The organism is Halomonas sp. A3H3, from assembly GCF_000982975.1.
Lineage (GTDB): Bacteria > Pseudomonadota > Gammaproteobacteria > Pseudomonadales > Halomonadaceae > Vreelandella > Vreelandella titanicae.
The window spans coordinates 4,367,104-4,385,799 of the sequence record NZ_HG423343.1 but is presented as its reverse complement, the minus strand read 5'-3'; the positions used below and the strand labels follow the sequence as shown (position 1 = coordinate 4,385,799).

18 protein-coding genes are annotated in these 18,696 nt (G+C 53.6%); 6 read left to right on the top strand and 12 right to left on the bottom strand.

Annotation, left to right across the window (positions count from 1 at the left end):
* Positions 1-2 precede the first annotated feature (2 nt).
* The 5 genes from HALA3H3_RS19870 to HALA3H3_RS19850 form a co-directional block, all read right to left on the bottom strand.
* Positions 3-470: a DUF2489 domain-containing protein gene (locus HALA3H3_RS19870; protein ID WP_022523296.1), complete on the bottom strand. Its 468-nt coding sequence runs from the start codon at positions 468-470 to the stop codon at positions 3-5.
* A 124-nt stretch (positions 471-594) separates the two neighbouring features.
* The gene (cyoE, locus tag HALA3H3_RS19865) at positions 595-1,512 is read right to left on the bottom strand and encodes a heme o synthase (protein ID WP_022523295.1); all 918 of its coding nucleotides are present in this window, start codon (positions 1,510-1,512) and stop codon (positions 595-597) included.
* Positions 1,513-1,526: 14 nt separating this feature from the next.
* Positions 1,527-2,579, bottom strand: a complete 1,053-nt coding sequence (locus HALA3H3_RS19860; RefSeq protein WP_022523294.1) for a COX15/CtaA family protein — start codon at positions 2,577-2,579, stop codon at positions 1,527-1,529.
* 32 nt (positions 2,580-2,611) lie between these two features.
* Positions 2,612-3,121: a hypothetical protein gene (locus HALA3H3_RS19855; protein WP_027959588.1), complete on the bottom strand. Its 510-nt coding sequence runs from the start codon at positions 3,119-3,121 to the stop codon at positions 2,612-2,614.
* A 5-nt stretch (positions 3,122-3,126) separates the two neighbouring features.
* Entirely contained in the window at positions 3,127-3,846 is a 720-nt protein-coding gene (locus tag HALA3H3_RS19850) for an SURF1 family protein (protein WP_041159466.1), read from the bottom strand.
* Between HALA3H3_RS19850 and HALA3H3_RS19845 the strand changes: the two genes are divergently transcribed.
* A complete protein-coding gene (locus tag HALA3H3_RS19845) occupies positions 3,845-4,036 on the top strand; it encodes a DUF2909 family protein (protein ID WP_022523292.1) in 192 nt (63 codons plus the stop codon). The two genes, HALA3H3_RS19850 and HALA3H3_RS19845, sit on opposite strands and share 2 nt — an antisense overlap.
* A 5-nt stretch (positions 4,037-4,041) precedes the next feature.
* On the opposite strand, the gene HALA3H3_RS19840 is transcribed toward HALA3H3_RS19845, so the two are convergent.
* The 5 genes from HALA3H3_RS19840 to HALA3H3_RS26335 form a co-directional block, all read right to left on the bottom strand.
* Positions 4,042-4,902 carry a cytochrome c oxidase subunit 3 gene (locus tag HALA3H3_RS19840; protein WP_022523291.1) on the bottom strand — a complete coding sequence of 287 codons (861 nt, stop codon included), beginning with the start codon at positions 4,900-4,902 and terminating at the stop codon, positions 4,042-4,044.
* Entirely contained in the window at positions 4,899-5,558 is a 660-nt protein-coding gene (locus HALA3H3_RS19835) for a cytochrome c oxidase assembly protein (RefSeq protein ID WP_022523290.1), read from the bottom strand. The genes HALA3H3_RS19840 and HALA3H3_RS19835 overlap by 4 nt, the downstream gene beginning before the upstream one ends.
* Positions 5,559-5,599: 41 nt before the next feature.
* Positions 5,600-7,234, bottom strand: a complete 1,635-nt coding sequence (gene ctaD / locus HALA3H3_RS19830; protein WP_009287788.1) for a cytochrome c oxidase subunit I — start codon at positions 7,232-7,234, stop codon at positions 5,600-5,602.
* Between the two features lie 45 nt (positions 7,235-7,279).
* On the bottom strand, positions 7,280-8,392 hold the full coding sequence (gene coxB, locus HALA3H3_RS19825; RefSeq protein WP_022523289.1) for a cytochrome c oxidase subunit II: 1,113 nt from the start codon (positions 8,390-8,392) through the stop codon (positions 7,280-7,282).
* 127 nt (positions 8,393-8,519) lie between these two features.
* Complete coding sequence (locus HALA3H3_RS26335; RefSeq protein ID WP_022523288.1) at positions 8,520-8,693, bottom strand: DUF2970 domain-containing protein; 174 nt, start codon at positions 8,691-8,693, stop codon at positions 8,520-8,522.
* 169 nt (positions 8,694-8,862) lie between these two features.
* Here HALA3H3_RS26335 and HALA3H3_RS19820 point away from each other — a divergent pair, with 169 nt between their 5' ends.
* Complete coding sequence (locus HALA3H3_RS19820; protein WP_022523287.1) at positions 8,863-9,075, top strand: hypothetical protein; 213 nt, start codon at positions 8,863-8,865, stop codon at positions 9,073-9,075.
* A gap of 27 nt (positions 9,076-9,102) precedes the next feature.
* Here HALA3H3_RS19820 and hrpB read toward each other — a convergent pair whose 3' ends face one another.
* Positions 9,103-11,541 (bottom strand): ATP-dependent helicase HrpB, encoded by a 2,439-nt coding sequence (gene hrpB, locus HALA3H3_RS19815; protein ID WP_053857050.1) that lies wholly within the window; start codon positions 11,539-11,541, stop codon positions 9,103-9,105.
* A 7-nt stretch (positions 11,542-11,548) separates the two neighbouring features.
* A complete protein-coding gene (locus tag HALA3H3_RS19810; protein WP_022523285.1) occupies positions 11,549-12,238 on the bottom strand; it encodes a TetR family transcriptional regulator C-terminal domain-containing protein in 690 nt (229 codons plus the stop codon).
* 239 nt (positions 12,239-12,477) lie between these two features.
* On the opposite strand from HALA3H3_RS19810, the gene xdhA reads away from it, so the two are divergent.
* The 4 genes from xdhA to guaD are packed head-to-tail and all read left to right on the top strand — an operon-like array spanning position 12,478 to position 18,553.
* Positions 12,478-13,947: a xanthine dehydrogenase small subunit gene (gene xdhA, locus HALA3H3_RS19805; RefSeq protein WP_022523284.1), complete on the top strand. Its 1,470-nt coding sequence runs from the start codon at positions 12,478-12,480 to the stop codon at positions 13,945-13,947.
* Positions 13,931-16,354: a xanthine dehydrogenase molybdopterin binding subunit gene (gene xdhB, locus HALA3H3_RS19800; RefSeq protein WP_022523283.1), complete on the top strand. Its 2,424-nt coding sequence runs from the start codon at positions 13,931-13,933 to the stop codon at positions 16,352-16,354. The genes xdhA and xdhB overlap by 17 nt, the downstream gene beginning before the upstream one ends.
* Positions 16,351-17,235: a xanthine dehydrogenase accessory protein XdhC gene (gene xdhC / locus HALA3H3_RS19795; protein WP_022523282.1), complete on the top strand. Its 885-nt coding sequence runs from the start codon at positions 16,351-16,353 to the stop codon at positions 17,233-17,235. The genes xdhB and xdhC overlap by 4 nt, the downstream gene beginning before the upstream one ends.
* A 1-nt stretch (position 17,236) precedes the next feature.
* Complete coding sequence (guaD, locus tag HALA3H3_RS19790) at positions 17,237-18,553, top strand: guanine deaminase (RefSeq protein ID WP_022523281.1); 1,317 nt, start codon at positions 17,237-17,239, stop codon at positions 18,551-18,553.
* The last annotated feature ends 143 nt before the right edge of the window (positions 18,554-18,696 follow it).

Below are 18,696 nucleotides of genomic sequence, written 5' to 3'. Positions count from 1 at the left end.
CATTAATGCAGCGCTTTTCTGCCTTGGGCACGCCATTTCAGCACTGCCCGAGCTGCCTCCAATACGGCATCGCGCATATCATTTTCTACCATCAGCCGCTCTTTGTCTTCCTGCATACGCTCTCGGGGGGACAACTGTTGACGAGCGGTATGGGTATTCAGGTGTTGAGTGCGGCTGTAGTGCTCGGCAAATGCCTTAAATTCAGTTCGTTCCGTTAAACTAGGATCAATGATTTCCAGTAACACCTTGCACCGCCAGGCGCCTTCGGTAATATCGACCTGCTCCTGAACCAGTGCGCTTGCTACATAATCGAGGTTTTCTAAGCTATTTTGTTGGGCGCGAGCGTCTTCATCGCGACGATAAGCTTCTCGACGACTCACCTCTTTGCGTAACGACCATGCGTAGAAACACAACCCTACAATGACTGCAATCGCCACGGCGAGTAATACCAGCGCTACCGTTGAGCTCATGAAACTCCTCATTCAGCGGATAAATTGCTTGACGAAAATTGTACACCCTTATACCACTATTCTGCCAATAGCATCTAGGCTTGCTTCTCTTCTGACTGCATAGCTGTCCAACTCTTTGTTTGGATCACCAAGCAAGCGCCGCAGCGTAGTGATCAAGTAATAGCGCCCCAAAAACACCTAATAAATAGCGAATTGAGAACCAGAATGCGCCGATAGGAGCAGCAGGATCCTGACCACGCCACACTCGCCAATTCCACACCATGAAGCGCGCATTCAGGCACAGCACGACCACTAGGTAGAGCGCGCCGCTCATGCCTATCATCACCGGCAGTAAGGTGGCTAACACCGTTAACCACCCATACAGCCAAATTTGCAGCCGCGTAAAAGGAATGCCGTGGGTAACGGGCAGCATGGGGATACCAGCCCGGGCATAATCATCGCGCTTGTGAATGGCCAGCGCCCAAAAATGGGGCGGCGTCCAGGCAAAAATAATCAGCATTAAAAGCAAAGGCTCGGGGGTAATTTGCCCAGTAATAGCGACCCACCCCAGCAGTGGCGGCGCAGCGCCAGCAACGCCTCCAATGACGATATTTTGTGGTGTCGCCCGCTTTAAAAAAGCGGTATAAATCAGCGCATAACCAATTAGGGAGGCAAAGGTTAGCGCAGCCGTTAAATGGTTAACCTGCCACACCAATAGCGCAACACCCGCGACTGAAAGCAAGCACGCCCAACCTAGAGCGATTGCCACGGGTAGACGTTTACTTGCCAAAGGACGACGAGACGTTCGTGTCATTACCGCGTCCAAGTGGCGGTCGATGACATGGTTAAAAGCCGCCGCACCGCAAGAGGCCAAGCCGATACCGGCTAGCCCAAGGACTACGTTCGTCAATGGTGGTAGGCCCGGGGTTGCTAACGCCATTCCTACGGCAGCACACACCAACATAACGGCAACAACTTTCATCTTGCACAGACCAAGGAGCTCTTTCCAGCCCCACACCATAGAAGGCACTGCCGTGGGTAGCGTCATTGTTATATTTCGCATGGCATGCTTCCCTTTTATTGAACGATAACGTTGTTATAAGGTGAATGAGTCGTCGTTGAGTAAACGCCAGCCTCATGATAGCGCCAACGCCACCAGGCCCAAACGAGCCCAACGGCCAACGCAATGGCGCCCGCTGTGTGCAGTAGCGCCAGCCAAAGCGGCAACCAAAGCACCACATTGGCCACCCCCAATGCAGCCTGCAGCACATACAAACCGACGACAATCGCTAGCGGCCTTACCACATTCTGCCACTGTCGATAACGCCACCAGAGCACTATTAGCCCGACACCAAGCAACAATGCCCCCAGGCGATGTACCACTTGAATCGCGGTACGTGCATCGGCATGTAAATGCCCATGTAGGTAATTGGGCCCCACGGTCTGGGTAAGATGGAAGCCCTCGCTGATATCCATCGCGGGCATCCACTGGCCATTACAAGTAGGAAAACCTTGGCAGGCAATACCGGCATAATTGCTGGACACCCACCCACCTAGAGCCAATTGCACTACCAGCAAACATGCCGCAATACCCCACCACGCATTCACTCGCCGAGGCTCACTTGTTGGCTTTGGCGCCACAGCGAGGCGTAAGCGAAGATGCAGCCAAAAGAGCAGCAGCAGCACACTCAACCCGCCCAGGAGGTGAAGGGTAACGACTTGAGGCCATAACTTGAGCGTAACGGTGAAGGCACCAAAGGCGCCCTGGAGCAAAATAACCACCAGCAGCATCAAGCTTAGGTGCCATGGGTAATCGCGACGATGACGCAACGGCCAGCCCAAGGCTACAACGCTAACGATCACCAATCCCAGCAGCGTCGCGATATAGCGATGTACCATTTCTACCCACGCTTTAAAGGGCTCCAACGGGACATCGGGATGATGAAGCGTGGCAAGATCATTATCAGGAACTAATAGCTTGCCGTAGCAACCCGGCCAGTCAGGGCAGCCTAAACCAGCATCGACTAAACGCGTCCAGGCGCCTACCAGCATCACTACGGCAGTAAATAGAGTACCTACCAGCGTTAATCGCACTAACCAGCGCAAGCGGCGCTGAAATGAATCGTGCATGGCGTTTCCTTAACAGCAGAGGCTAGCGCGCTTTATTGAGGATTCACTTTAAGTAGATGCTGGATATCCTCGAGCACATCCTCAGTGGCTACGTTGGCCTCAAAGGCCAGTGCTGGTCGCCCCATTGGATCAAGCAGCCAAGCCGAGTTGGCTTGACGCCACGGAGGTAAGTGCTGCCATTCGCTGGTCATTTCTCCTGGCAGCGATTCGGGATCCCCACCAATCCGTAAGCGAGTTAACCTCGGCGCTTCGCGCCCTAAAGCACGGTGTAAACGCCAAAACTCATCCTTACGCTGCTCACACTGCTGAGAGCAGTCAAAGGCCAAGACCCACTCCTCTTGGCTATTGACCGCAGCTATTGTTAAAGGCCACTCGTCAAGCATGGGCAATTCCAGCTCCACATTTCCGTGAGCAGTATGGCGATCGGGAATACCGATGCGTAACTCGACCATTCCCCAAGCAGCGACCATGGGCGCCGCAAAAACGACAAAAATAAGGATTAACTTGAGCCGCTGACGGCGAATATGTCTGGCGTCCTGCATACTTTTCACCTCTGTTTATTTTTATTAACTAAAGCTTTTTTATCAGCGCCATCGCGACGCAGTTTATATCCGCCAATAAACATCACCATCAAGGCCGCCAGTGCCAGCCCCCACCATTGAAAGGCATAGCCCATATGCCGACTGGGCGGCATCACATTGGCTTCCCACCATGGGATTAAGACCCCATCGCCTTCGCTGGCGTGCAACCAGCCTGGGTAACTAAACGCGCCTAGCGAAGCGTGCCAGGGTTCAAGGCTAAGCTGCTGCAGCCTTGCCCCTTCTCTATTTTCCCCATATAGCGGCCCGCCAGACTGTACCTCCTGCCACTCGCCAATCACTTCGACCGTACCGCTGGGTGTGGTTGTCTGCGGCGTTTCGCGACGCGGCCCGGTGGCTAAAAAGCCACGCTGTACCAGCCAAAGCTGCCCGAAACTATCACGCAGCGGGGTTAGTACGGCCACCCCCACTCTTCCGTCTACAACGCGATTATCCAAATAGAGCGTTTGCTCCGCCAAATACTGCCCACGCAACGTTACCTGGGCGCCTTGCGCTGGCTGCTCGGTAGGCTGCACTAAGGTAGGGGCTGCATCGCGAACGGCGATGGCCAACCGCTTGTCATCTGCCCGTTCCCACTGCCATAGTCCTAAACTAATACCTAACGCCACCAGCAAACTCCAAAACAGATACCAACTATAAAAACGCCATTGCCGAGAGGGATTCATCATGTGGTTACAACTACTCATTGCCGCCGTGTTTATTGCGATGGTTATCAGCTTGGCCGTAGGCGCCATTTTCCTGATTAGAGATAACGTCTCTTCTCGCCGCCTACTACTCTCTCTCAAATGGAGAATTGGATTAGCCTGTCTGCTCATGGCCCTTATTATTTTCGGCTATTGGTCGGGCCAGTTAGGCTAATGCGGTTATAAGACGTAGACAAAAATAAACAGCCCAACCCACACCACATCAACAAAGTGCCAGTACCAGCAAGAGGCTTCAAAACCAAAATGGTTTTCGTCGCCAAAGTGGCCCTTGATAATGCGTACCAGCATGGTGGCTAAAATCAGCGTGCCGATAATCACGTGCACACCATGAAAGCCGGTCAAAATAAAGAATGTTGCCCCGAAAATTCCGGCTTCCAAGGTAATGCCATAATGGGCGTAGGCCTCGTAGTATTCGACACCCTGGATCATGATAAAGCAGCAACCCAATAGCACCGTTCCCGTTAGCCAGTTGCGGCAAGTCTTCCGGTCACCCACTTTTAAAGCTTCGTGAGCAACGGTGAGCGTGATGCTGGAAGTTATCAAAATCAGCGTGTTGACGAGAGGCAGTTGCCACGGGCTAAAGACTTGTTCAGGGCCGGCAATGGATGAGTCCGGTGGATTCAACAACGGCCAAGTGGCGACAAAGTCAGGCCATAGTAATGCGGAAACACCTTTTGCCCCCTCTCCCCCTAACCATGGAATAGCAAACATGCGTACGTAAAACAGCGCGCCAAAAAAGGCGGCAAAAAACATTACTTCCGAAAAAATGAACCAGCCCATCCCCCAACGAAATGAGCGATCCATCTGCTCATCATAAAGCCCTCCCCGAGACTCACTAATGACGTCACGGAACCAGAGCCCCATCACCGCAAGAATGCCTACCACACCGATTAACACCAGCGGTAACCCGGTGTCATAAACGAGTTTAATGCCCGTGCCGACCATCATGGCGCCTAGGGCAACCGAGCCGAGAACAGGCCATCGGCTACTCGCCGGAACATAATAGCTACCACTGCTCATATCGCTTCTCCCGCCGCTTTATTGTTTTTAGGCGTGTTACTGAGATTGTTTATAGGGTCGTTTACAAGCTCGTTGTTAGCGCTGCTCTTAAGCGTATTATCCAATGCAGCATTTTGAATCACATGCTCTATCGGGTAGAGGGTATACACCAGTGTAATAGTATTAATATCGTCGGGCAGATCACGCGCTAGCTGGAATACCAACGGTATGGTTAACCGCTCATTACCCTGCAACTGCTGCTCCTGAAAGCAGAAACAGCTGATTTTACGTAGATGCGTCGTGGCAGTAGAGGGAGACACACTGGGCACTGCTCTCCCCCAGCTTTCGCTACTGCTATTATTGGTGAAGGTAAAATCGACTTCCGCCATTTGCCCGGGGTGCACACTCATCTGGCGCATTTCAACGCTCATTTGCCACGGCAGGCCCGGGCTACCACGCGTGATAAATTGCACATTTATATAGCGCGACTCATCGACTTCTTCGTGCACGACGCTCTTCGCAGTGGCGTCCACCTTGCCGTTAATACCAGTAATGCTACAAAAAACGTCATAAAGCGGCACTAGTGCAAAGGCAAAGCCAAACATGCCTATCAATACGGCGATTGTTCTAATAACCGTGCGGCGCACACCTACCTTTGCCTGCTCTTGGCTATCCATAACACCTCTTAGGCCAGTGACCCATGTGCTTTATGTCATTGCTAGTGGGACGTACGATGAAACACTGGCGGCGTTTCAAACGTATGCAGTGGTGCTGGACTAGGCACCGTCCATTCTAAATCCTCGGCCCCCTCCCAGGCTTTTGCTGGCGCTTTTTTGCCACCGCGCACGCACAGTATGACGCCCAATACAAAGAGCAGTTGAGATGCGCCAAAGAAGAAGGCACCGATGCTTGAGAGTAAATTAAAGTCCGCAAACTGAAGGGCGTAGTCAGGGATCCGCCGCGGCATTCCCGCCAAGCCTGCGAAGTGCATGGGGAAGAAGGTTAGATTGACACCAATAATCGAGAACCAGAAGTGCCACTGGGCCAGCTTCTCATTGGGGTAATGCCCGGTCCATTTAGGCAGCCAGTAATAGACCCCCGCCATAATCGCAAAGATTGCCCCCGGGACTAGCACATAGTGAAAGTGGGCAACGACGAAGTAGGTATCGTGATACTGAAAATCCGCCGGTGCAATCGCCAGCATAAGCCCTGAAAAACCACCAATGGTAAACAGCACCACGAAAGCCAGAGCAAACAGCATCGGCGATTCAAAACTAATCGAGCCGCGAAACAGTGTGGTTACCCAGTTAAATACCTTCACGCCGGTTGGCACGGCGATCAGCATGGTGGAATACATAAAGAACAACTCTGCCACCAAAGGTAGACCCACTATAAACATATGGTGGGCCCAGACTAAAAATGACAGCAGTGCAATGGCCGCAGTGGCGTACACCATGGAAGCGTAACCAAACAAAGGCTTACGCGCGAAGGTGGGGATAATCGCTGAGACAATACCAAAAGCTGGCAGAATCATAATGTATACTTCGGGATGCCCAAAGAACCAGAATAGATGCTGGAACAACACCGGATCCCCACCACCTGCCGCATCAAAGAAGCTGGTGCCAAAGTTGATATCCATCAACATCATCGTGATGACACCCGCTAGCACCGGCATTACCGCAATTAATAGGAAAGCGGTAATCAGCCATGTCCATACGAATAGCGGCATATCCATTAAACGCATACCCGGCGCACGCATATTTAAAATGGTCGCGATGATGTTGATGGCACCGAGAATAGAACTAATACCGGCAATATGTAGCGCAAGAATAAAGAAAGTTGTCGAAGGTGGAGCAAAATTCGTCGACAGCGGTGCATAAAACGTCCAACCAAAATTAGGGCCGCCGCCGGGCATGAGTAGCGTTGAAAGTAGCAGTGTGAATGACACAGGAAGAAGCCAAAAACTGAAGTTATTCAATCGAGGTAACGCCATATCTGGCGCGCCAATCTGTAGCGGTATCATCCAGTTGGCTAAGCCGGTAAAAGCAGGCATTACCGCACCAAACACCATGATCAAGCCATGCATGGTGGTCATCTGATTGAAAAATTCAGGCTCAACCAGCTGCAGGCCGGGCTGGAAAAGCTCGGCCCTGACCACCAGGGCAAATATCCCCCCGATGAAAAACATCGTCAGCGAAAAAATCAAATAAAGGGAGCCAATCTCTTTATGATTGGTGGTCAGTAGCCAGCGAAAAATGCCTTTCGGCGGCGCAGCATGACCATGGGACTGCCCATCGGCGACGGCCGTGGTGCTATGTTGCAGCGGTGGCTGAGGAGGTAGTTTGGGCGCCATGTGTGTCTCCGAAATATTGTTGTCTAATTGAGTGGCAAACCAACATCACTGGGCAATTAACTCAGCTACTGCAGAGGGCTGCACGACATCACCCGTATCATTACCCCAGGCGTTACGCGTATAGGTGACCACAGCCGCTATCTCAACAGGGTTTAAGGTGCTACGGAAAGCAGGCATAGCAGCACCCGATACACCGTTGACGACCCTATCTAGATGCCAATCCACATCATTGATGAGCTGTTCGTTATTTGCCAACGCGGGAAAGGCGGGTGGAGAACCTTGGCCTTCGGCCTGATGACAAGAGGAGCAGATCGATTGATACACTGATTCGCCGCGCTCAACTAGCTCATCCATTGCCCATTCACGGTCAACCCCCATGGCTTCCTGCTCAGCAGCCTCTTTGCGCTCAGCTAGCCAGCCATCAAACTCCTCCTCCTCCACAGCGTGCACCACCACAGGCATAAAGCCGTGGTCGATACCGCACAGCTCAGCGCACTGCCCGCGGTAAATACCCGGCTCGTTGATCTTCACCCAATTCTCATTGATAAAGCCGGGAATCGTATCCTGCTTAACCGCTAAATCCGGCACCCACCAAGAGTGAATAACGTCATCTGAGGTCATTAGAAAGCGTACTTTACGATTTATCGGCAGCACCAGCGGCTCATCAACCTCTAATAGGTAGTGCTCTCCGCGAGTTTCTTCTCCGCTGATTTGCGTTCTCGGCGTACTCATACTGGAGGTGAATGCCACATTTTCACCCAGGTATTCATAGCGCCAACGCCATTGCTGACCGGTAATCATTACATCCAACTCGGCGTCTGATGAGTCATACATGTTTTTTAAAGTTGCGGTGGCGGGCACCGCCATACCTACCAGGATCAAGATAGGGATAGCTGTCCATAACACTTCCACACTAGTGTGCTCATGAAAGTGGGCGGCCTTTGCACCTTTGGAATGGCGATAGCGAAACAGGGAGTAGAACATTGCCCCAAACACCACCAATCCAATCACGACACATATCCAAAATATGGTCATGTGCAGGCCGTAAATATCGCTACTCACATCGGTAACGCCGACAGGCATGTTCCAACCGTTCGTTTGAGCCTGCGATCCACTTGCAGCAAGGGATACGGCCATTAGCCACCACCGTGAACGCATAGAGACCTCCAGTTTTATTGTTGTTATTTCTTATCGTTAGATTAGGGTAGGATGAAATTAGATATTAGCAGTATAGAAAATATGTGCGATTCGTCACGCTTTGCTTATTTAACGCTATCAACGCTTTTCAGCGGGCCGCAAACATGGCCAAAAAAACAAGCATCAAAACGAACAGCAGCGTGATCACCACCCCCGCAACGAGGTAGGCTGCGGGCCTGCCACTGCTAAAGTCCTCTTCCCGCTTTTGATTACTTTGAACGCCTAGTAGGGCTGCTAACACTGACTTGACTACAGACCACATACCACCTCCGGTTTTCTTTGGCTCTCGTATCAGTCTAAGGCTGAAGGGTTAGCCACTATTATCATAGACCTACATAAGCATTTACAGCCACGTTAATGACCACCTATAGTTTCTCAATGTGAGATACTCAGCCAATTCTCAGGATCAGCGCCACCCAATGGAGTGCCTTATGCTCAAACGCCACCTCGCCTTACCCATCACACTGTTTTTGATTATTCCACTGCTGCTGGCAGGCTGCACGACTTACACTTGGCCGGATGGGTCTAAGGAAACCGTCATCGGCGTAGTGCCTGAAGAAGAGAATCAACGCTATGAGGAAGAACGCGTAGATGGCGTGCGCTATCGCATTCCCGATGAAATCCCGGAAAAGCGCAGCGAGTAATTATCGGAGTCGAAGCAGCGAAACCGGTCACGCCTTTCGCTTGGTATGCGCAGTGGCGGGTGCTGTCAGTGGGTCTTCAGGCCAGGGATGCTTTGGATAGCGACCGCGCATCTCTTTGCGTACTTCAGGATAACCCTTCTGCCAAAAGCTAACCAAGTCCTGGGTGACTTGCAACGGCCGACGCGCGGGAGAAAGCAGGTGAATCATTACGGCAACGGCACCATCGACAACGGTGGGCGTTACCCGCCAGCCAAAGGCCTCTTGCAGTTTCAACGCTAACACAGGTGGCCGCTGGGAAAGGCACGGCAGGTAGTCTAAGCCAACCTGTTTGCCGCTAGGAACCTCAAGCGCTAATGGGGTTAACTGCTCGAATTCACGTTGTGCTTCCCAGCTCAGTGAATTGAGCAAATAGCGCTCTAGCGGCAATTTCTCAATTTGACTCAACCGTTTAATACCGATTAGGTAAGGGGCTAGCCAGTTCTCTAATGAGGCTAATAGCGCTGGCTCGGACCAGTCGGGCCACTCGTCCCCCTGGTACTCGCGAAGTAGCGCCATTCGCCCGCGCAACTGCTGTAAATTATCGCCAAATAACTGCTCGGGCCGCTGGCGTAGTGCATTCAATAGCGCCTCTTTCACCGCCTCCTCGGGTAAGTGTGCTAGAGGTCGTTTGGCAATGACGAGGCTGCCGTGAGCTTGCACCTCTTCACCAATTAAACGGCCCTGTTCTTGCGACCACGCCACTCGTGGCTGCCATTGGCGAATACCAGGATATAGCGAAAGCAGCGACTCAAGTGATAGCGGTTCGCCTGAGATGATCCGCGCCTGGTCGCCAGCCGCACTATTTAATGCGACAGCGACAACGTAGTCTTGATGCGCCAACGTATCGTTTAACGGCAGCGTAGCGGTTTTGCCATTGGCAAGCCGAAACTTACCCGGCTCAATTGACTGGCCAAGGCGCTCAGGGTACGCCAGCGCTAAGAGTGGCCCAAGCGGTACTAGCACGGCGTCATTAAGTGCCACTCCTGCTCGCTTAGCCAGCCTAAGCGCTTCACGCTGCCAACTGGGGAAGCGTTTAGGCTGACGAAGACGCAGTGCTAACGCATCATGCAAGGATCGCTCGTTGCTGTCGCGCTCTTCAAGGAGTGCCGCTATTCCACAGGCTAGTGGTACAGTATTAAACTCTGAAGCCCGCTCTAGCATCACGGCAATTCTCGGTTCAACTGGCCACTTGGCACAGCGGCTACCTAGAGGGGTAAGCCTGTGCTCGTGATCTAACACGCCTAATTGCTCGAGCAGCGATTGGCCACTGCGCCAGGCACCCTCCGGCGGCGATGTTACCCAGCTTAGCGCTTGGGGTGATGCGACGCCCCAGCACGCCAGTTCGAGCACTAGTGATGAGAGATCCGCTTGCTGAATTTCAGGCTCACCATAAGGCGCCAACGGCTGCTCCTGGGCCCAGAGCCGAAAACAACGGCCTTCCCGCTGACGCCCTGCACGCCCCCGACGCTGATCGGCACTGGCGCGATTGATCCGCCGGGTCGTTAAACGGGTTAGCCCGGTACGCGGCTGAAAAAGTGGCACCCGCTCCAGGCCACCGTCAATCACCACATTCACACCATCCACGGTAATGCTCGATTCGGTGATGGCGGTGGAGACGATAATGCGCTGTTTCGATGTATTCGCCGCCAAGGCTGCCTGCTGTTCAGCAATACTCATTCTGCCGTGCAGCGGCCGAATCGCCAGATGGGGCAGCGTTTTTTCCAGCGCCTGAACCAAGCGATTAATTTCGGCGACACCGGGCAAGATTACCAGTATGCCTTGCGTACCAGGCAGTGAGAGCGCTTCCTCGACCACCCGAATTGCGTGGCTAATGCTCTCCTCACCACTCAGGGAAGGACGATAAGCCGTCGCCACAGGATACTGACGCCCATGGCACTCAATAACAGGTACTTGCTCGCCCAACACCCGCTTGAGCGCTTCGACATCCAAGGTTGCCGACATCACCAGTAGGCGCAAATCATCGCGAATACTGGTCTGCACATCCAGCGTTAGCGCCAATCCCACATCAGCTTCTAAACTGCGTTCATGGAACTCATCAAAAATGATCCCGGCAACGCCTTCTAACAGCGGGTCATCTTGCAGCATGCGAGTGAGTACGCCCTGGGTGACTACTTCCAAGCGGGTTTGCGCGCTCACACAGCTATCACCGCGCATGCGATACCCCACCGTTTGGCCAACGTCTTCACCCAATTGCCGGGCCATAAAGCTGGCTGCCAAACGCGCAGCTACACGACGAGGCTCAAGTAACAGTAGTTTTTGCCCTTTGACCCACTCTTCTTCAAGTAAACAGAGCGGCACACGGGTGGTTTTACCCGCCCCCGGCTGGGCAATCAGCATCAGACGATTATGGGTAGTCAAGATAGTTTTAAGCGGATCAAGATACTGATCAATAGGTAAAGCGCTCATGTGAAGATCACTTTTCCACACTGTGAGCATCTGCACTGCTTTTAGGTGCAGAATTATTGGGCGCGGGTGAAGTAACGCCGCAGCCTTTTAGAATAACGTGCTCAAGAAAGCTGGAGATGGATTCAAGGTCATCCTCGGTTAACGCATCGCGGCCTAGAATACCGCTGACCTGGGCACTATATTCAGTGTAGTGCTGGGTGGCAGACCAAATCAGGAAAATAAGCCAGCGCGGATCGACAGCATCCATTTTTCCCTGGGCTGACCACTGGCGAATGATCGCGGCACGAGAGGAGACCCAATCGCGTAACTCGCCGCCCAGATAATCACTTAAGAAGGGAGCACCGGCTAAAATTTCCGCCGCAAAAAGTTTTGAGCCTTCGGGATAGCGCTGCCCCAGCACCATTTTAGTGCGAATAAAGTCACTGAGTACCGTCGCGGGATCACTATCAGGAGTAATGTCTTCAAGCACTTCGTTCCAGCGGCGCATCATGCGGTTAAGCAGTCGCACATAAAGCGCTTGCTTACTGCCCATGTAGTACAAAATATTGGCTTTGGGGAGACCGACTCGATCAGCGATCATTTGCAAGCTCGCCCCGCGGTAGCCGTGCTGAGAGAACACCTCCTCAGCGGCCACCAGAATACTTGTTTCTATTCTTTCCCGGCTAGGGCTTTCATGAGTGGCAGAGACGGCGGTCATTAACAGTATTCCCCAATAGCGTGAGTGATTGTTAGCTTGAATGTTTAATTACACATGAATGCTTAGCTGGGTGAGAAGATAGACTGGACTGCCCCAAAAGTTAGCATTTCACACCAGCTTGCCCCACTCCTGTGCAGTGAGCAAATACTTGCAAGGTAGGGCGTTTTGTCCCAAGCTCAACCTATATTGACCGATCGGTCAAAAAAATTCCGGTCTATACAATAACAGTGGAGTTCGGCATGGCAACGATGACGTTCCTGCTCAATGGTACCCCTCAGCGGTGTAACGTTTCACCCGACGCCAGTATTTTAACGCTACTGCGCGAGCATTTGGCCCTAACGGGCACCAAAGAGGGCTGCGCTTCCGGTGACTGTGGCGCCTGCACCGTGGCGATTGGCGAGTCAACGGCTGGTAGCCAAAAGTTTACCAGCGCTAACGCCTGTATTACGCCCGCTCACCAGCTACAGGGCAGGCACTTGGTCACCGTTGAAGGGTTATCGGAAAAAGGTCGCCTGCACCCAGCCCAGGAAGCGATGATCGAATGCCATGGCAGTCAGTGTGGTTTTTGTACGCCAGGTATAGTTATGTCACTTTTCACCTTGCATAGCGATCTTACTCAACGCCCTACTCCCCTTTTACAAGAACTATCACCTGAACGCCTAGAAGCCGCTCTGGGCGGTAATTTGTGCCGCTGCACCGGCTATCGTCCTATCCGCGATGCGGCGCTGCGTATGAATGATACGCCCTATGAGCGCCCTCAGTGGTTCGACGCGACGTTGCCAGCGTCAGAAAGCGACACTCAGACCGCCGATTCGGCAGGAACTGCGCCATTTTTTGCTCAGCCAGCGTCTTTGGAAGAGCTAACGCAATTGCGTCGCGCAACTCCCCAGGCGCGCTTGGTGGCAGGCGGTACTGATCTTTGGTTGGAGATCACTCAGCGCTTGGCGCCGCTTGATCAGTTGATTGACGTTTCCCGGGTTGCCGAGCTATTGACGGTTGAAGAGGCTACCCATGGACATCAAACCGGCTGGTGGATAGGCGCCGGGGTTACCTATACCCAGCTCGAACCGCTATTTGAAAAGCACTTTCCTGCGTTTGCTCACCTGCTGCACCGGCTTGGCTCCCAGCAAATTCGTAATCGGGGAACGCTGGGTGGCAATATCGCCAATGCCTCACCTATTGGTGATACGCCACCCGTGCTACTTGCCTTGGGAGCTCAGGTGGAACTTGCCAGCACAAACGGCAAGCGTTGCTTAGCGCTGGAGGATTTCTTCCTCGATTACAAAAAGACCGCTTTAGCGGCTGATGAAGTCGTTTCGCGGATTTTCATTCCGCAGCCGGTTGAGGACAGTCAATTACGCGTTTGGAAGTTATCCAAGCGTCGCGAAGATGATATCTCTGCGCTACTCGGTGCCTTTAGCTACCGCATTGAACAAGGCACCTTGCACGATGTACGCATCGCTTTTGGGGGAATGGCCGCTATTCCCAAGCGCGCACAAGCTGCCGAAGCTGCGCTGGAAGGGTGCACCATCAGCGTGGAAGCTTTTCGCGCCGCTCAGCAGGCACTTGATGACGACTTCCAGCCCATGAGTGATGTGCGGGGCAGTCAGCATTATCGCCGGCAAGCTGCCAAGAACCTGCTTGAACGTCTCTATCTTTCTCTCTTAGCGCCCGACCACGAGGTGATGCTCCATGCGTACGCTCACTAAACTGGACGGCGATAGCAGCCGTGCTCGCCGTGAACTACACGACCACATCCAAGGCTCAGGGCCCTTGGCACGTCATACGGGGGACAGTAATGACCAGCGACAGGCGGGAAGCGCAAGTTTTCACGAAAGTGCTGAAAAGCACGTCACCGGCAAGGCCGCTTATATTGACGACTTGGTACTCCCCGCAGATGCCCTGCATGTGGCGCTTGGCCTATCGCCCGTCGCCCACGGCACCTTAACGCAGCTTGATCTCAGCAAGGTGAAAGAGGCGCCAGGGGTAGTCGATGTGATTACCTTTCATGAAGTGCCAGGGCATACCGATATCGGGCCGGTCTTTCCGGGCGATCCCATTTTTGTCGATCAAGCGATCAGCTACGCAGGCCAATGCCTCTTCGCCGTTGCCGCAACGTCGCTGCAGGCCGCACGTCGTGCCGTCAAGCTAGCCGCCATTAGCATAGACGAGCAACCTGCCAGTTTAGATCCGGTGGCCGCAACGGAGCGTGAGGAGTTTGTACGCCCGACTCATGTGCAGACCCGTGGTGATTGGCAGCAGGCGCTTGATCAAGCGGAACAGCTGATTGAGGGTGAGCTATTCGTCGGTGGCCAAGAGCACTTCTATCTGGAAGGCCAGGCCTGCGTGGTTCACCCCACCGAGGATGAGGGCGTTGTCGTCCATACCTCCAACCAGCACCCCAGCGAAACCCAGAAGCTGGTGGCGGAGGTGCTCGATATTCCTTTTCATGCCGTGACCGTAGAAGTGCGCCGTATGGGTGGTGGCTTTGGTGGCAAAGAGACTCAGGCCTCCCCCTGGGCGTGTATAGCCGCGATTATTGCCCACCGCACAGGCAAGACGGTGCGACTCCGCTTACCGCGCAGTGAAGATATGCGCGCCACGGGTAAACGCCACCCTTTCCATAACCGCTATCGACTCGCCATTGATGCTGAGGGCGTTATTCAGGGTGGTGAGATTACGGTGATCGGTGACTGCGGCTACTCGCCGGATCTTTCCGACGCTATCGTTGATCGCGCTATGTTCCACGCCGACAACGCCTACTCGCTGGGGGACGCCCAGGTAGTCGGTCATCGAGCAAAAACCCATACCGCCTCTAATACCGCATTCCGGGGCTTCGGTGGCCCCCAAGGGATGATGATTATCGAAGCGGCCATGGATGATATTGCCCGCCAGATTGGCGAAGATCCACTGACCGTACGTAAGCGCAACTTCTACCGCGATGGCCGCGAGGTGACCCATTACGGCCAGCAGGTCGACCAGCGACAACTCCTACATACGCTCGTTGAAACCCTCGAAAGCGACAGCGATTACTGGACACGGCGCAAAGCGGTCAGTGACTTCAACGCCACCAGCCCTATCATTAAAAAAGGACTGGCACTTACCCCGGTTAAATTTGGCATTTCGTTTACCGCCCAGCACCTTAATCAGGCGGGTGCTCTTCTGCATGTTTACACTGACGGCAGCGTGATGATCAATCACGGCGGTACCGAGATGGGCCAAGGGCTACATACTAAAATTTGTCAGGTAGTGGCTCGGGAGCTGGGCCTGGATCTGGAGAAGGTACGCATTACCGCTACGCGAACCGATAAAGTCCCCAATACCTCCCCTACCGCTGCCTCTAGCGGTGCTGACTTAAACGGTATGGCCGCGCGGGATGCCGCCAGTAAACTGCGAGAACGCCTGTTTGATTTTGCCGCCGAGCACTATTCAGAGGGCTTGGATCGCGAAGGGATGCGCCTGGAAGATGGCATGCTAGTGGCCGGGTTCGGCGAAAGCGAGCGCCGCATACCTTGGGGTGAGTTGGTGCAAACAGCCTACCTCAATCGCATATCACTATCTGAAAAAGGCTTCTACGCCACACCGCTTATTCACTATGATCGTTCAGTTGGTCAAGGTCGGCCCTTCTACTACTACGCATTTGGCGCGGCAGTGGCAGAAGTAAGCGTGGATACCTTGAGTGGGGAGTATCAGGTCGATCGTGTCGATATCTTGCACGACGTGGGAGACTCACTAAACCCAGCCATTGATATTGGTCAGGTGGAGGGCGGTTTTATTCAAGGAATGGGCTGGTTGACCAGTGAAGAGCTTAAGTGGAACGACAAAGGCGTGCTTGTCAGCGATGGCCCGGCGACCTATAAAATCCCTACCTTTGGCGACCTACCGCCCGTCTTCAATGTCGCGCTAATGGAAGGCCATCCCAACTCCATGGCCAGTCTCTACCGTTCAAAAGCAGTCGGTGAGCCCCCTTTAATGCTCGGTATCAGTGTGTGGTCAGCGCTACGCGATGCGCTATCGAGCCTTACTGGTTACGCCATCTCTCCTCACTTAGATACACCGGCCACACCAGAGCGGGTCGTGCTGGCAGCCAACGCTATCAGGAAGAAAGTGCTGTGAGTTCTAGTCAAAACCCAGAAAGCTGGCATGCGGCGCTACACCGCTTACAGCGCGACGGCATACCGCATGTATTAGCCACTCAGGTAACCAGCGCAGGCTCCACTCCCCGGGAGCCTGGCGCACGCATGGTGATCACCGACGATGCGATCTTCGATACGCTAGGCGGGGGTACCTTTGAGTGGCAAACCATTACCGCTGCACGTGCCTGTTTGACAGAAAAACGCTATGGCCTCAGTTTGGAAGCCTTCTCTTTGGGCGGACGAAGCGGCCAGTGCTGTGGTGGGTTCGTTAATATCCTATTGGAAGCCTTTCCAGGCACTACAACGCACATAGCGATCTTTGGTGCAGGGCACGTAGGGCAGCAACTGGTAAAGCTAAGTGCGCCGCTTCCCTGGCAATTACACTGGTACGATAGCCGAAGCGATGCGTTTGCCGAGCAGTACCACCAGCATCAGCAGCAGCCGCGACTTAGCTGTTATTCACTCCAAGATGCACAGCAAAGTGTTGCCGCCTTACCTGCTGATAGCCACGCACTGGTATTGACGCACAACCATGACGAAGACTATGCGCTGATCAAAGCGCTGATCGCGCGCGATGACATCGCCTCGATTGGGCTGATTGGTTCTGACAGTAAATGGGCAAGCTTTGAAGGACGCCTTAAGCGCGATGGTTACTCCGCCGATCAAATTGCGCAGGTGCGATGCCCCATCGGCCACATTCACGCCACTAAGCTGAGTAATAAAACGCCCTATGCGATTGCTTTAACGGTGGTGGCTGAACTGCTTTGGCTAACGGACACGCCCTCTTCGCAAGAAAACCGTGGCCTTGCCCCCCAGGCAGTGCGAACGCTAATGACCGATTCTCCGACGACCCCGAGTTGATATGACTTCTTCTACCGATACGTTCATTCGTGCCGAATTGATTAGTTTTGCCCGTGACCCTGGCGATGGCAATACACCTGAACCGGGCAGCTTAGAGCATTACGGCGACGGACTGCTCTGGTTGAAAGGCCAGCATATTCATGCCGTCGGCCATTTCGCCGAACTCTCACCTTTGCTACCCAAAGGGGCTGACGTTCTTGATTATCGTGACAAGCTGATTATGCCGGGGTTTATCGATACCCATGTGCACTATGTGCAGCTGGATATCATGGCTTCTTATGGCCGCCAACTGCTTGACTGGCTAAACGACTACACCTTTCCTGAAGAGTGTCGCTTTGCTAATCATGCCCACGCTGAAGCGCTGTCTAATGCTTTTTTGGATGAGATGCTACGCGCGGGCACTACCACTGCCCAGGTATTCGGTTCTAGCCACCCCGGCTCCGTAGATGCATTTTTCACCGCCTGCCAAAAACGTCAGCTGCGCATGCTGGTGGGCAAGGTATTGATGGATCGTAATGCGCCAGAGGCGCTGATGGACGGTGCATCTGGCATTGCTGACAGCGAGCGACTTATTGAGGATTGGCACGGCAACGGCCGACTGGGCTATAGCGTCACACCGCGCTTTGCGCCGACTTCAACTAAGACGCAAATGGACGCTGCCGGCGCCCTCTTACGTAATGATCCTAGCCTTTGGTTACAGACCCACTTGGCTGAAAACAGTGGCGAGTTAGACTGGGTAGCCGAACTGTTTCCAGGCAGCCGCGACTACCTGGCCGTGTATGAGGAGGCAGGCTTAGTCGGGCCCCGTAGCACCTTCGCTCATGGAATTCATCTCGATAACGGCATGCGCAAACGCTTGGCGGATCGAGGCGCCAATATTGCCTTTTGCCCCAGCTCCAATCTTTTTCTGGGTAGCGGGTTATTCGACCGGGAAGCAGCCAAACAGACGGGCATGGCATATACGTTTGCCAGCGATATCGGCGCAGGCACTGATTTATCGGGATTTGGAACGCTTAAAGCGGCCTATCAAGTGGGTCAACTAGGCGGACAGCCCCTTACCGCATGGCAGGGCTTTTATGGCTTAACCATGGGTAATGCAAAAGCTCTCTCGCTGGATAGCCACATCGGTCAGTTGGCGCCTACCCTTGAGGCTGACTTTGTGGTGATTGACACCCAGGCAACATCGCTACTCTCTCGACGAATCAATCATTGCACCACGCTTGGTGAGCGGCTGTTTGCACTCATGATGCTGGCGGATGATCGCGCTATTTATGAGACCTGGGCCGGTGGCATCTGCCAACACCGCAGGGATTTATAAAACTGCTGGTGATAGGGTGATTGTGAGGTTTTTCTACTCACGATTCACGACTTACCCTTCACCCTGCCACGCAAAAAAAAACCCCCAAGGCATCAGCCCTGGGGGATTTTTCATAATAAGTGCCTGACGATGACCTACTCTCG

What these genes read in the sequence shown, in the direction of transcription:
- HALA3H3_RS19870 (WP_022523296.1), bottom strand. Translation starts at nt 470, where the DNA reads ATGAGCTCAACGGTAGCGCTGGTATTACTCGCCGTGGCGATTGCAGTC.
- cyoE (WP_022523295.1), bottom strand. Translation starts at nt 1,512, where the DNA reads ATGCGAAATATAACAATGACGCTACCCACGGCAGTGCCTTCTATGGTG.
- HALA3H3_RS19860 (WP_022523294.1), bottom strand. Translation starts at nt 2,579, where the DNA reads ATGCACGATTCATTTCAGCGCCGCTTGCGCTGGTTAGTGCGATTAACG.
- HALA3H3_RS19855 (WP_027959588.1), bottom strand. Translation starts at nt 3,121, where the DNA reads ATGCAGGACGCCAGACATATTCGCCGTCAGCGGCTCAAGTTAATCCTT.
- HALA3H3_RS19845 (WP_022523292.1), top strand. Translation starts at nt 3,845, where the DNA reads ATGTGGTTACAACTACTCATTGCCGCCGTGTTTATTGCGATGGTTATC.
- HALA3H3_RS19850 (WP_041159466.1), bottom strand. Translation starts at nt 3,846, where the DNA reads ATGATGAATCCCTCTCGGCAATGGCGTTTTTATAGTTGGTATCTGTTT.
- HALA3H3_RS19840 (WP_022523291.1), bottom strand. Translation starts at nt 4,902, where the DNA reads ATGAGCAGTGGTAGCTATTATGTTCCGGCGAGTAGCCGATGGCCTGTT.
- HALA3H3_RS19835 (WP_022523290.1), bottom strand. Translation starts at nt 5,558, where the DNA reads ATGGATAGCCAAGAGCAGGCAAAGGTAGGTGTGCGCCGCACGGTTATT.
- ctaD (WP_009287788.1), bottom strand. Translation starts at nt 7,234, where the DNA reads ATGGCGCCCAAACTACCTCCTCAGCCACCGCTGCAACATAGCACCACG.
- coxB (WP_022523289.1), bottom strand. Translation starts at nt 8,392, where the DNA reads ATGCGTTCACGGTGGTGGCTAATGGCCGTATCCCTTGCTGCAAGTGGA.
- HALA3H3_RS26335 (WP_022523288.1), bottom strand. Translation starts at nt 8,693, where the DNA reads ATGTGGTCTGTAGTCAAGTCAGTGTTAGCAGCCCTACTAGGCGTTCAA.
- HALA3H3_RS19820 (WP_022523287.1), top strand. Translation starts at nt 8,863, where the DNA reads ATGCTCAAACGCCACCTCGCCTTACCCATCACACTGTTTTTGATTATT.
- hrpB (WP_053857050.1), bottom strand. Translation starts at nt 11,541, where the DNA reads ATGAGCGCTTTACCTATTGATCAGTATCTTGATCCGCTTAAAACTATC.
- HALA3H3_RS19810 (WP_022523285.1), bottom strand. Translation starts at nt 12,238, where the DNA reads ATGACCGCCGTCTCTGCCACTCATGAAAGCCCTAGCCGGGAAAGAATA.
- xdhA (WP_022523284.1), top strand. Translation starts at nt 12,478, where the DNA reads ATGGCAACGATGACGTTCCTGCTCAATGGTACCCCTCAGCGGTGTAAC.
- xdhB (WP_022523283.1), top strand. Translation starts at nt 13,931, where the DNA reads ATGCGTACGCTCACTAAACTGGACGGCGATAGCAGCCGTGCTCGCCGT.
- guaD (WP_022523281.1), top strand. Translation starts at nt 17,237, where the DNA reads ATGACTTCTTCTACCGATACGTTCATTCGTGCCGAATTGATTAGTTTT.